General features: G+C 35.5%; 11 protein-coding genes. 3 read left to right on the forward strand and 8 right to left on the reverse strand.

Annotated elements, in window-relative coordinates:
- Nucleotides 1-21: 21 nt before the first annotated feature.
- The 5 genes from RZ78_RS06470 to RZ78_RS06490 all read right to left on the reverse strand — a co-directional run bounded on the left by RZ78_RS06470 (nt 22) and on the right by RZ78_RS06490 (nt 7,384).
- Nucleotides 22-879 carry a hypothetical protein gene (locus RZ78_RS06470; protein ID WP_054608496.1) on the reverse strand — a complete coding sequence of 286 codons (858 nt, stop codon included), beginning with the start codon at nt 877-879 and terminating at the stop codon, nt 22-24.
- A complete protein-coding gene (locus RZ78_RS06475) occupies nt 879-1,760 on the reverse strand; it encodes an ABC transporter ATP-binding protein (RefSeq protein WP_054608497.1) in 882 nt (293 codons plus the stop codon). Before RZ78_RS06475 ends, RZ78_RS06470 begins: the two co-directional genes overlap by 1 nt.
- A gap of 150 nt (nt 1,761-1,910) precedes the next feature.
- Nucleotides 1,911-3,527 carry a hypothetical protein gene (locus RZ78_RS06480; protein ID WP_191978851.1) on the reverse strand — a complete coding sequence of 539 codons (1,617 nt, stop codon included), beginning with the start codon at nt 3,525-3,527 and terminating at the stop codon, nt 1,911-1,913.
- A gap of 184 nt (nt 3,528-3,711) precedes the next feature.
- Nucleotides 3,712-5,328 (reverse strand): peptide ABC transporter substrate-binding protein, encoded by a 1,617-nt coding sequence (locus RZ78_RS06485; RefSeq protein WP_054608499.1) that lies wholly within the window; start codon nt 5,326-5,328, stop codon nt 3,712-3,714.
- Between the two features lie 433 nt (nt 5,329-5,761).
- Entirely contained in the window at nt 5,762-7,384 is a 1,623-nt protein-coding gene (locus RZ78_RS06490) for a peptide ABC transporter substrate-binding protein (RefSeq protein ID WP_054608500.1), read from the reverse strand.
- A 186-nt stretch (nt 7,385-7,570) separates the two neighbouring features.
- Between RZ78_RS06490 and RZ78_RS06495 the strand changes: the two genes are divergently transcribed.
- A complete protein-coding gene (locus tag RZ78_RS06495; RefSeq protein WP_052471555.1) occupies nt 7,571-8,299 on the forward strand; it encodes a gamma-glutamyl-gamma-aminobutyrate hydrolase family protein in 729 nt (242 codons plus the stop codon).
- Nucleotides 8,300-8,337: 38 nt separating this feature from the next.
- Here the strand turns inward: RZ78_RS06495 and RZ78_RS06500 are convergent, their stop codons facing one another.
- Complete coding sequence (locus RZ78_RS06500) at nt 8,338-9,042, reverse strand: class I SAM-dependent methyltransferase (protein WP_054608501.1); 705 nt, start codon at nt 9,040-9,042, stop codon at nt 8,338-8,340.
- A 99-nt stretch (nt 9,043-9,141) separates the two neighbouring features.
- Nucleotides 9,142-9,699 carry a TetR/AcrR family transcriptional regulator gene (locus RZ78_RS06505; protein ID WP_054608502.1) on the reverse strand — a complete coding sequence of 186 codons (558 nt, stop codon included), beginning with the start codon at nt 9,697-9,699 and terminating at the stop codon, nt 9,142-9,144.
- Nucleotides 9,700-9,812: 113 nt separating this feature from the next.
- Here RZ78_RS06505 and RZ78_RS06510 point away from each other — a divergent pair, with 113 nt between their 5' ends.
- A complete protein-coding gene (locus RZ78_RS06510) occupies nt 9,813-10,565 on the forward strand; it encodes a sulfite exporter TauE/SafE family protein (protein ID WP_054608503.1) in 753 nt (250 codons plus the stop codon).
- A gap of 38 nt (nt 10,566-10,603) precedes the next feature.
- On the opposite strand, the gene RZ78_RS06515 is transcribed toward RZ78_RS06510, so the two are convergent.
- A complete protein-coding gene (locus RZ78_RS06515; RefSeq protein WP_237756989.1) occupies nt 10,604-11,323 on the reverse strand; it encodes a YdhK family protein in 720 nt (239 codons plus the stop codon).
- A 195-nt stretch (nt 11,324-11,518) separates the two neighbouring features.
- Here RZ78_RS06515 and RZ78_RS06520 point away from each other — a divergent pair, with 195 nt between their 5' ends.
- Nucleotides 11,519-12,676, forward strand: coding sequence for a hypothetical protein (locus RZ78_RS06520; RefSeq protein ID WP_054608504.1), 1,158 nt, complete (start codon nt 11,519-11,521; stop codon nt 12,674-12,676).
- The last annotated feature ends 117 nt before the right edge of the window (nt 12,677-12,793 follow it).

Consider the following 12,793-nt stretch of genomic DNA (forward strand, 5'->3'; position numbering starts at 1 on the left):
CTTTTTTATATCTTATCATAACTACTTTGCATTTTTTCTAAATCTAGTTAGCATCACAAATGCAATTAGGAAAACACCGATAAATGATACGCATACCCATGCATCCCCGATTGATTTTTCAAAGCCATTAATCACAAGTCCCATTGTGGATTTAAAATTACTTAGCACGTGACTATCCACATGTTGAAAACTCGTCTTTATTTGTGAGTTCATCAAAATATTTCTTACCAGCGAAGCATCGTAAGGAGCTGGTGTATACTTTAGAATCTTGCTGGCACCACTTGGAAGCAATCCTAATGGCATGTAGACTCCCGCAAAGAAACCCGCAGAACTGGAAATAATCGCATTCAATGACGGGATTACTGATGCCTTTTTAACAAACATCAAGATAATCATGTTGAAGAGTGTCCAAACCACACTACCAATCAACATTGCGCCCAATAGTTGACCCGAAATAGCAAAGTTAAAGGGAAGTTGATCCATCAACATGAATAAAACGGATAGGATGACATAAACAATCACCTGCATCATTAAACCAATCAAGGTGGCACTAATGACGTAGCTCATATCAATCACTGATTTATTCGCATTGGTCATCATTAGATCATCCATGCGTTTACTTTCAATATCATAGATTCTTTGGTGCAAAGCATCCCCAGTAGTTGTGATGGCAGCAATCGCAATGGTTCCACCAATTAACCAATAATCCAGTAGTTTGACCCCATCATCAATACCTGTCCATCCCTTTTGAATGTTATTTTTCAAGAAAACCACGTACAAGACCACCGAGATTAGTGCACCCATTAGTGAAAAGATAATGCGCTTTCTATCACTAAAATATAATTTCAAATTACGATTGATTAAACTAGCTAAAATCATTACTTAATCTCCTTTCCGGTCAAAGCAATAAAGATATCGTCCATTGATCCGTGAATATATTCAAAGTCTGAAATATCATTTTTGTATTCTTCTATAATGCTGATTGCTTCTTGATATGAATTAACTTTTAATAACACCTTATTGTGCAAAACTTTAACGTCATCAAGCATGGATAATTTATCCACAGTGGATAAGTCGTTTGCGTAAAGTATCAATGTATTCTGTGCATAACGCGCCTTTAGATTGTCAACAGTATCAGAGGCTACAATCTTTCCCTTATCCAGTACATATACCCAATCAGATTGATCAGCTTCTTCCAAGTAGTGAGTTGTCAATATAATGGTTAATCCCATTTCATGGCGTAGCTCATTTAGTACTTCCCAAATTTTATTTCTGGTCTGAATATCTAAACCAGTTGATGGTTCATCCAAAAATAATAATTTTGGCTTACTTAGCAATGCACGCGCAATGTCGACACGTCTTCTTTGTCCACCGGATAATGAGCCATACTTTTGTTTTTGAATGGATTTGATTTCTAACTTATCTAGCAAATCCTTTTGAAAATCAGCATCAAAATTCTTATAAAGTCTGCCAGCAATCTTTAAGTTATCTTCAACAGATAAAGATTTATCTAGAACACTATTTTGGAAGACAACACCTAATGAATCGTTGTAATTTTTATCATTGGGGGTCAAACCGTTTAGTTGAATCTCTCCTGCATCTGGTTTTAATAGACCAATTAACATGTTAATGGTTGTCGATTTTCCGGCTCCGTTATGACCTAGAAAAGCGACAAGTTGACCATCATTAATTTGCAAATCGATGTGATCAACTGCAATTTTATTTTTAAATCGTTTTGTTAATCCGTTTACTTCTAACATTTTATAACCTCCTAATCGATATGATAATCTTACGTCAATTCGACAAATTAATAACAAAATTTCATATAAGTGGTATTTTTTGCTAGCTAAACGGTAATAATCACAATATAAAAACCACAAGCCCATTGGACCTGTGGTTTTTATCGTTTATTATTTATTATTTTTAAATCCATACTTTCTGATCAATGCTGTTATCAAAATAATAATTCCGACAACTGCAAATAAATATGAAAGTAGTTCCTTCTTAGTTCGATGAACGATAATCTGAACGTGATGACGACCAGCTGAAAGATGGGAAACCGTTAGTAAAGCATGGTGATTAGCCGTTGTTTTAACAACTTTACCATCAACAAGCACTTCATAAGAAATCCCTTTGTAATGTAGGAAAGGCAATGTTAGTTTCTTAATTTTAACCGGTGCTTTAAATGAGTACTTACCATCACCTAATAACTTTACTTTTAATCGTTGATTACCGTTATAGGTAGCAATATGTTTGTTGGTATTACCATAATACTTCATTGCTGCGCTTGGATAGTAGTCACTCACCCCAACGTCACTAAAAATCATATTGTTGAAATCCTGATTATTATTCAAACGGTACTTCTTACCATCTTCATAAAATTTGTGATTCAACTCAAGATTATTCTTGGTTTCATTAACCACTGATTGTTGAGCATTAAATTGCAACAATACAATTCCAATCGTTGCAACAACAATTGCAGTCCATGTAAATGATTCTTTTTTGAACATTTTCACAACAATTTCAGCGAATAGATAACAAAAAATTAGTTGTGGAATGATGTTTAAACGCCAAGTGAATTGAAGAGAATCATTAATTCCAGTCTTCGCAATTAAATCCCAAGGAAACAAATTACTACATAGAATTAAGAATCCAATTCCAACAAATAATAATTGTTTCGAATATGTTCCCAGACGTCTAAAAAAGATAATCCCGAAAGCTAATCCTAATAAATTAATTATATTGAAAAATGGACCTACACTATTTTGAATAATTGATAGGTACCAGACATATGTGTCTGTTCCAGCAACTTTCCAATAAGATGGTGGAAAATTAATAGAATTATTACCAACAATAATTATAAACGGTATCCAGTATAGTGCAGTTAGTAAAACGGTCATCACAACTGCTTTTCCCAAAGCGATTAACTTATCTTTGTTTAGTAATTTCATAATGTTAATAAGTGTCATAACAATTAAGAAAAAGATGGCAATTGCAGTATTTACCACGTGACACATGATGATCGCACTCATTCCGAGACTTAATTCAATCCAGTCGTTTTTTTCTAATAGATTTAAGAAGCCAAAAAGAATTAATGGTAAATAAATGATAGAAGATGAACGCCCGATATCATAACTGATAACGGCATGGAATAAAACTGTGGCCGCCAAAGTGTAACCAGATGCAAAAATAAAACTAATCTTTCTGTTATAGTTGTAGCTATAACTAGCAAAGTAAGCCACAATCAACGCAAAAAAGTTTCTTAGCATCAATACGGTATAAACCAACGGAATAAATGATTTAATTACCAAAGAAAGTAATGCAATAGGCAACATCCCTAATTGTGGGTACAATGCCATTACGGCGGAACCAGTTTGGTTATATTGGTTTAATGCTACCAGTGGAAACGGACTCTTATTAACTAATGATTCACGTAAGTCCCAAATTCGTTCCCAGTGAAAATGCATGTCTGATCCCATTGTAATAAATTTGTAGTGCCACATAATTGAGACACTTAATATCGACATGACCATAAAAATTAAAATGACAATCGCATGATTGCGCCAGAGGTCATGCAGTCTATTTTTTAGATTCATTATAATTAAATACCTCTAATCGTTATTTAATATCATCTAATTATACCATTATTATAAAAAACTAGAATTTAAAAAAATAAAAAGGTCATCCATTATAAGATGACCTTTTTATTAACTATTTAACGTAAGTTTCAGAGAAGTCCCAGATTGGGCCATTTCCGTAGAAACGCACATTGTGAATATCACTCTTAATTAGTTCAGCTTGTGCTGGTTGGAATAGCGGAATTAGACCTTGGTCGTCTAATAATACCTTTTGGGCGTCTACTAAATCGTTCCAGCGTTTTGCTGGGTTCAAAGCATCATCGTCATTTGATTTATCAATCAACTTGTCGTATTCAGCGTTACTCCACTTAGCAGTATTCATTGAATTAGTTGAGTATCTAATATTTAGTGGTGAAATAGGATCACTAATTGATGGACTCCAACCTGTAACTGCTACTTGATATTGGCCACTTAAGAATCTTGAGGTCGCTACTGTGTTTGGAAGTAATGTTAGATTAACTTTCAAACCAGGTAGCTTAGAAAATTGGTTTTGAATGAATTCAACAATAGGTTTAGCATCATCACCATTATTACTATTAATGGAAATGGTTAAGTTCTTTTTACCGATTTCACTTAAACCTTTTTTCCATAGCTTCTTAGCTTGTTCAACGTTACCGTTGACTGCGTCAGAAACGCTAGCGTAGTCGTTAAAGTCTTTACCGTTACGTGATGCCAAAGTATCTGGCACAATTCCACGTGCTTGAGTTGAACCGTTACCTAAAACATCGTTTAGTAGTTCTTTTCTATTGATGATTAACGATAGTGCCTTTCTGATGTTAACGTTTCTAAACGCAGGTTCGTTCTTGTTACTTAGTGATAGGTATCTTACACTGTAAATCTTTCTTAAATGGAAGTCCTTTGAGTTCTTGTAGCTGCTATATTGTTGCTTACCAACTAAAGTAGTTTGATCTAACTTACCGCTTTGGTATTCGTTCAAAGCAGTTTGTGGGTCCTTGATTACTGTGTACTTGATGCTGTCAAGTTTTGTCTTGTCAGCATTGTAGTATTCCTTGTTCTTGGTTAAAGTCCATGAATCGTTGGTACCATTCCAGTTAGTAATTTTAAAGGCACCATTATATAGCATTTTGCTACTGGTTGTTCCGTAGCTCTTACCATATTTCTTAACAGTACTTTCTGATTGTGGGTAGAACACTGGTAATACTAATAGGTTCAAGAAGTATGGTTGGGGTTTAATTAACTTAATTTGTAGCTTGTACTTACCGATTGCCTTCACGCCCAATTGATCTGATGATAGTTGTGACTTAGAGATGGCTGTGTAGTTTTCAATGTTATCCATGTAGTAAGCTTCTTGTGAGGCGGTCTTTGGATTAGCACTACGTTTGATACCGTATTCGAAATCCTTTGCTGTTAATTCTTGGCCATTACTCCACTTAGTGTGTTTCAAATCAAATGTGTATGTCTTACCATCCTTTGAAACGTGATAGCTCTTGGCGGTTGCTAGACGCACCTTGTTACTACCATCTGGAGATACTAAACCAGAAAAAGCATTATAAACAGCTTGTTGAGTGTTAGTGTCAACAGCTTTTGATGGATCAAGTGACGCAATGGATGCGTTTGTCATCCAGTTCAGGTGTTTTTTATTACTTGATTGACTCTTACCACAAGCGGTTAATACCAAACCAAGTAATGCAGTGGTAACGATGATTGATAATATCCGTGACTTTTTCATATCCATACTCCTTTGTTCAATAAATACTCTTTACATAGATGGCCATCTAAAAAAAGAAAAAGGGCGTCATGATTCTACGCTAAAAAGCCGAACCATGACACCCCGTTATAATCTAATTAAAAAACGTCTTCTTGATTAGAATATAAGAATAGAGTTCATGCTTCGATATTGACAACAACACATTTGTTCTTCGTTAAACATCTTCATTATGAACCCCTCCTTATGATTTATAAGTATAATACATCCGAACGAAATTTTTGACAACCATAAATATTCGATATAATTATCCAAAAAGCACGAACTATTCTTTTTATTTTATAACAATCATAAAAATTATATACGCTACAAAGCTGTCAAACGTTGATAAATCAACATTTAATATAAAGCTAAAACAAAATAAAAAGTCACCAAAAATTTTGGCGACTTTTATGATTTATTTAATGTAAGCGTGAGAGAAATCCCAAACCGGACCATTTCCTAAGTACTTAACACCATGAATATTAGTTTTCATTAGTTCTGGTTGGGCCTTTTGAATCAATGGAATAATTCCTTGATCATTTAAGATTACCTTTTGAGCATTTACTAAATCAAAGAAACGTTTATTTTGATTATTAGCATCTTCATTATTTGAACGATCAATGTACATATCATACATTGCGTTGCCCCATTTAGAAGTATTAATTGGACTGGTTGAAACTTTAGTTTGTAGAGGTGAGATTGGATCACTAATTGATGGGTCCCATCCTGAAACTGAAAGTTCGTAATCAGATTTTAATGAACGACCGGAAGCAACGTTATTAGGCAAGATTTCTGCATTTACCTTTAGTCCTGGTAATTTTTCTAATTCGGTTTGCAAGAATTCAGTAACAGAACGACTCGTTTGATCGTTGTTGTTCATAATTGAAATTGATACAGACTTCTTACCAATTTCTTTTAATCCCTTAGCCCATAATTCTTTTGCTTTAGTTAAATCACCAGTAGTAGCATCTTTAACAGTAGCATAATCATTGAAGTCCTTACCGTTCATGTAAGCCAAAGTATCTGGAACCAATCCTCTGGCAGCAAATGAACCGTCCCCTAAAACATTTTGAGTTAATTCTTCACGATTAATTGCTAATGATAAAGCTTTTCTTAAGTTCTTGTTTTTTAGAGCAGGAACTTTGCTTTGATTAATGGATAGATATTGAACCATAAACTGCTTGTGGTTCACAAAATCTTTATTATTCTTGTAGGTGTTAACTTGTTGTTTACCTGCTAATAGTGTTTGATCCAACTTACCTGATTGGTATTCATCCAATGCAGTTTGTGGATCCTTAATCACTGAATAGTTGATGGCCTTTAATTTCACGTTAGCATTATCATAGTAGCCTTTATTCTTGGATAATGTCCAAGCATCGTTGCTACCTTTCCAGTTTTTAACAGCAAATGGACCATCATATACCATCTTATCTGATGTTGTTCCGTAAGCGGTACCGTATTTTTCAACTAACGTCTTTTGTTGAGGATAAAAGACAGGTAATGCTAAGACATTTATAAAATCAGCTTGTGGTTTAGTTAAAGTAATTTGCAACTTATTGTCGCCCATTGCTTTAACTCCCAATTTATCAGCTGACATTGAACCTGTCTTCACTTTATCGTAATTCATAATATTAGCCATGTAGTATGCCATTTGTGAAGCAGTCTTAGGATCGGCGCTACGTTTGATTCCGTATTCAAAATCACCGGCAGTAACCTTCTTACCATTACTCCACTTAGTGTTTCTTAAGGTGAAAGTGTAAGTCTTTCCACCATTAGTAACCTTGTAATTCTTTGCAATTGCTAGGTCAATCTTATTTCCTTTATCGGGAGTAACTAAACCACGCATTGCGTTGTATAAAACTTGATCACTGGTAACATCAACAGCCTTAGAAGGATCTAAAGTGGTCAATGTTGTATTACTCATCCAATTCAATGAATCTGTTCTAGATGTTGTATCTGATGATTTACCGCAAGCGGCAAGCACCATTGTTGCAGCAATGGCCACTACACCTAGTTTTGCAATTGACTTGAATTTCATAAAAGTTCATCCCCCTGTCTGAAAACTATTTCATCATAATTTTCCACAATATGTTATCAAAAATAGCACATCTAAAAAGTCAATGCAATCAAAAATATCGTGCCCTAATTATTATAAGTGGCAATTATTACATAAAATGATAGAATATCTATATTATCACAATATTTTAACAAGGGACTGATTCATATGCGTATTGGAGTTACATCAGATATCATCTTTAGTCAGGATGAACCTTTCCGTCAAAGAGAAGGACATTTTGCTCAAAGGACTTTGATGAACTGTTTGCTAGAAAATAACATCACTCCAGTTATCTTTCCAGTTGGAAAGCCAAGCATGGCTGCCGAATTATTAGAAACTGTCGATGGTGTAATTTTTACCGGTGGTCCAGATGTATTGCCCAAATATTACGGCGAAGAACCAATTGCTCAAATTGGTCGTACATTTGAAACCAGAGATGAATTCGAATTAGCGTTAGTTAAGCAAGCAATTAGAATGCACAAACCAATCTTAGCAATTTGCCGTGGATTACAAATCGTAAACGTTGCAATGGGCGGAACTTTATACCAAGACATTGGTGCTCAATTCACCCCACAAAACGGATTACCTCAATTACAACATGAACAAAAGGCAATCGGATACTCTCCAGTGCATCACATCAGTATTGATGACGATTCACTATTAGCCAAGACATTTGGCACTCGTGCATTTGTCAATTCATTCCATCATGAAGCTGCTAAGGACGTTGCTGAAGGACTTCATGTAGTGGCTCGTGCCGATGATGGTATGATTGAAGGCTTAGAAAATGACGACAAGTCAATCCAATGTGTGCAATGGCATCCAGAAAATATGTGGGATCAATACGATGAAGAAAACCAACTATTCGTTGACTTCTTCAACCGCGTTCACCACTTCTAGACAAAATAAAAAAGTCGACCTAAGCAGGTCGGCTTTTTTTATTTGTTGGTAACTTTGATTGCACGTAAGAAGAAGAAACGTTCGAATTTTCTGTGCATGTATTCAACTTTTAGTCCTCTGTTTTCAAACTCGTTGGCATATTTCTTTGTCATACGAGGAGTGTTTACCATAAAGATAGTTCCCTTATCAGCAATTACACGAGCAATTTCAAAAGCAATATCTTTATAAACAGCCCTCTTAGGTGTGCTTAATTGATTACCATTTGCTGAAATGGCTGTAATAACATCGAATTCATTATCGTCAAAAGGTAGGTTTTCAATATCTGCAGTGGTGATTTCAATGCGATCTTTAACATTTTCTAAGTATGCATTTTTTTCAAGGCGTTTGATTGTGTATTGATACTTGTCTTCGACACCATAAACTTTCTTTAGCTTAGTATCACGGGCTAGCTTGATTAATGCGTAGCCAGTACCTGTACCTAAATCTAATCCCTTACTCTTGCCTTCGAACTTGTTTTCATCAACGAATTGACGAACAAAGTTCTTCTTAAAGGTAACACTCCTAAATAGTGCCCAAATTGCAATTAAAATTAGGATTAAAACGTACATGTAAAATCTCTTTTTGTGGTCTAAAGCAATTGATCCTAAAAGGCATAGTGCACCAACGATTGCAGCAGCAATAATGTATGGTTCATCAGTCTTATATCTGTACCAATGTTTTACCCAACCGGTAAATTTTTTCATTATTATGTATCCTTTCTAAAAAACACTCTGAATATATAATAACAAATATAATCCAAATTACTTAAAAAATAAATTGATTTTTCAAATTAAATCGACGAATTAAGAATTCTTTAAAGCATTTAAACTAAGATTTAACATCTCAATGAAGCTGGATTCTGCCCTCACTTCGGGGCTCTTAAACCAACCAGTTCCAACGTTCAAAATATCGCCAACTACCAGGCTTCTAATTAGTCGACTGGCCTTTAGTAACTTATCTGAATCGATGTAACTTTCAAGCATGCGATCAATCAATATTTTCAACTCGTTAAAGGCATCTGTAACAATCTTATATTGATTGGTACGATGATGTGAAATTACAAATTGAGCCATGTTAATGTGTCTTACGCCCATCTTTCTAAACGTTAGTGCTAATGAGGTCACGCCATCATGACCACTCTTGCCAAAAGTCTTTTCTTGAGCAATTTTACAAGCTGATGAAACAACGGTCCCGACAATTGCATACTCTAATTCCTTTTGGTTCTTAAAGTAGTTATATAACGATTGAGACGTAATCTTCATCTTCCTAGAAATAGTGGAAAATGTAATTTTTTCACCCTTTTCAATCATGATGATTGCGGTCTTGATAATATCTTTTTTTGAAATCGTTGCTGTTCTCACATCGATGCCCCCAAGCATATAAATTGATAATTACATATTGAATGATATAATTACATATTGTAATTAATAAAAAACGAAAAAGCAAATAACTCTATTTAGAGAGGATTATTATCATGTCTAGTATTATCTTTTTAATCGTCTTTGGTGTTGCAGTCGGAATGCTGACTATCCTATTAGGTGGTGGTGGCGGTGCCATCTATCTAGGAATTTTAACCGGTGTCATCGGTCTAAACGCCGCTAACGCAGCATCTACATCCTTGGTAACTAGTTTGCCACCATTAATCATCGGAGCAATCAGTTACTACCGCCAAGGAAAAATTGATGTCAAAATCGGAAACCAAATGCTAATTGCTGCACTACCATCTGTAGTCGCTGGTTCCATCCTATCTCACTTCATCCCCGATTCTTTCTACAAATGGATTATCGGTTTAATCATGATTATTCTAGGTGTTAACATGCTTAGAAAAACCAAACAGGTTTCTGAAGCAGGCATCGATAATAACGGAAATGACCGACTAAAGGCTTCCCTATACGGATGTTTAGCTGGTCTAATGGTCGGAGTTGCCGGAATGAGTGGTGGCGCGGTTATCACTGCCGGACTATTCATCCTAGGGCTTGAAACCTTCAACGCAACTGCCACATCAACATACGTATTGGCATTCATGTCCACCGTTGGTATGTTATTCCACTTAGCAGGTGGATCAATCGATTGGTATGCTGGTTTACCACTAACCTCCGGTGCAATCGTCGGTGCCATTGTTGCTCCAATGTTAGCAAGTGGTCTTGCCAAGAGCCCAATCAGTAAGTACTTAAAACCATTTATTGGTATAATGCTGATCTTACTTGGCGTTAAATCATTACTATAAAATAAAAAGATCTGACGTTGTCAGGTCTTTTTTGATTGTTATTTAATTGCTTTTAGTTCTTGTTGAGTTAACCACTTGTGGTTCTTCATAACCATCTTAGTCTTAGTATCCTTGAAAGTTACTACGTAAGCAGGTCCTTTGTGAACCTTAACAATCTTACCCTTAGCACCCTTCATATTGTACATGTGATCGGCTAAAACAGTAACCTTCTTACCAGCTTTTAGGGCACCCTTTGCTTTTAGTTCGCTAGCTACTAACCACTTGTGGTTCTCAACCATCTTGCCACCGTTTGTTGGCATGAAGTCAATTTCGTATAGGTCGGTCTTGTATACACCGGCAACAGTTGCCTTAGCGTTGTACATCCCTTCCATGTGCTTAGCCTTTAGTGTTACCTTTTGGCCAACGTGGAATTTAGCATGAGTAGCTTTCTTCAATCCCTTTGGTAGTTTAGAGTTCATGTTCATTTCTAAACCATCCATCATCATGCCACTCATCATTGAGTGTTTCATATTCATCTTCTTCGAAGATTTTTTAGTCATCTTCATGGTTGATTTCTTGGCAGTAGTCTTCTTTGCTGACTTCTTAGTCATCTTCATAGTTGATTTCTTGGTAGACTTCTTAGTAGTCTTCTTTTCCATCTTCATTGATGACATGTCGTGCATGTTACTCATTGAATCAGCACTTACAGCTACACCAGATAGTAATGATAGTGATAAAGCAGCAACTGAAAGTGAAGTCATAATGTTTCTTTTCTTCATTATTTGGCACCCCTTATAAAATATGTTTTACATTAAATAATCTTGCTTGATTAAGAATATATCAAATCGGCTTGTCTTTGTCTACAAATGTAACCCGAAATGATTAAAAAGATTAAAATCTTCTGAAAATGTAGAAAAATATCTAATTATAGGTTAAGATAGTCATAATATTTAATTTGAAAGAAGGATTCATACATGAAGTTTCAAAAAAGCATCATGACCGCTTTAGCTGGCGCTGTCCTAATCACCACACCTGCTGTTGCCGCCAATGCCAGCTCACTACCAAGCAAATCTTCCAGTTACTGGAATAAGGCAGGTGTCGTTACCACTACCAAAAAAATTGAGGCAACTGAACACAAGGTAGTGAAGAAGAAGATTTCTAAGAAAGTTCTAAAGAAGGTTAACATCAAAAAGGGAGCCAAAATCTCTGTCACACACGTGAAGGGCAATGTTTGGAAAATTACCGGAATTAAGACTGCTAAGAACACTGTTTTAACAACTAGCCAAGCCAAAACTACTTGGATGAAACAAGTTGCTAAAAAGAACACCGCTAAAAAAGCTACCAAGGTAACTGTTAATACTAACAAGAACGTTCCTTTATACGCGGTTACCAAGAAGACCACTGTTTACGGATACGCTGTTAAGAACAACACCATCCAATCCAAGAAGATTATCAAAAAGAGCACCATTGCTAAAAACCAAGTTATTTTAGTTAGAAAATTAAATAACGGTCAATGGATGTTAATCGGTGGAAGCGTTCCTGAAATCAAGAACGGTATCTGGATTACTAAGACCACTAAATCAAACTGGATTAAACGCGTTCCTGTTTACACTACCAGTAAGAAGACTGTTCCTACCAACGACTTAAGCACTAAGGCTGCTAACGATGCTTACTATGCATTGAACGCACCAATCAGCACAGGTAAGACCGTTCTTAAATTTGGTGATTCAGTGAAGGCAATGAAGATTGACGATTCAAACGAAATGCTTGTAATAGGTGGTAAGAGTTACAAGGTTACAATCAACAACAACCAACCTTATGCCATCACATCAAACACTTTAGTATTAAAACTAGCTAACGGAAACACTGGACTACAATCACTATACAACCCTGGTGATAGTCGTGTAATTCTTCCAAAAACTTATACACCTTCAAATGGTGATCAATGGTTCCAATACAATCCAAAGCAAAGTAACTACAAGGTTTACGTATATGCAAGTTCTCTTGAAGGTTGGTTGTATCGTGAAGTATATACACCAAAGCAAACTACAACTAACAACACAAATTCAAACACTACCAACAATAACCAAGAAAAAGATACTGGAAATACTAATACAACTACTTCTAAGTAATAAAAAAGGACTGACAAATATGTCAGTGAACTGAACCCCTTGAGTTGGAGAAATCTAACTTAAGGGGTTCTTTTATGTTTTCTAAAGAATTAAAATTAGCTGCCATTAAAGATTATT

Origin of the sequence: Apilactobacillus kunkeei, from assembly GCF_001308195.1 — a bacterium.
GTDB lineage: Bacteria > Bacillota > Bacilli > Lactobacillales > Lactobacillaceae > Apilactobacillus > Apilactobacillus kunkeei_C.

Bases quoted from the DNA above. Each gene is read 5' to 3' on its own strand.
- RZ78_RS06470 (WP_054608496.1), bottom strand. From the start codon at position 879: ATGATTTTAGCTAGTTTAATCAATCGTAATTTGAAATTATATTTTAGT.
- RZ78_RS06475 (WP_054608497.1), bottom strand. From the start codon at position 1,760: ATGTTAGAAGTAAACGGATTAACAAAACGATTTAAAAATAAAATTGCA.
- RZ78_RS06480 (WP_191978851.1), bottom strand. From the start codon at position 3,527: ATGTCGATATTAAGTGTCTCAATTATGTGGCACTACAAATTTATTACA.
- RZ78_RS06485 (WP_054608499.1), bottom strand. From the start codon at position 5,328: ATGAAAAAGTCACGGATATTATCAATCATCGTTACCACTGCATTACTT.
- RZ78_RS06490 (WP_054608500.1), bottom strand. From the start codon at position 7,384: ATGAAATTCAAGTCAATTGCAAAACTAGGTGTAGTGGCCATTGCTGCA.
- RZ78_RS06495 (WP_052471555.1), top strand. From the start codon at position 7,571: ATGCGTATTGGAGTTACATCAGATATCATCTTTAGTCAGGATGAACCT.
- RZ78_RS06500 (WP_054608501.1), bottom strand. From the start codon at position 9,042: ATGAAAAAATTTACCGGTTGGGTAAAACATTGGTACAGATATAAGACT.
- RZ78_RS06510 (WP_054608503.1), top strand. From the start codon at position 9,813: ATGTCTAGTATTATCTTTTTAATCGTCTTTGGTGTTGCAGTCGGAATG.
- RZ78_RS06515 (WP_237756989.1), bottom strand. From the start codon at position 11,323: ATGAAGAAAAGAAACATTATGACTTCACTTTCAGTTGCTGCTTTATCA.
- RZ78_RS06520 (WP_054608504.1), top strand. From the start codon at position 11,519: ATGAAGTTTCAAAAAAGCATCATGACCGCTTTAGCTGGCGCTGTCCTA.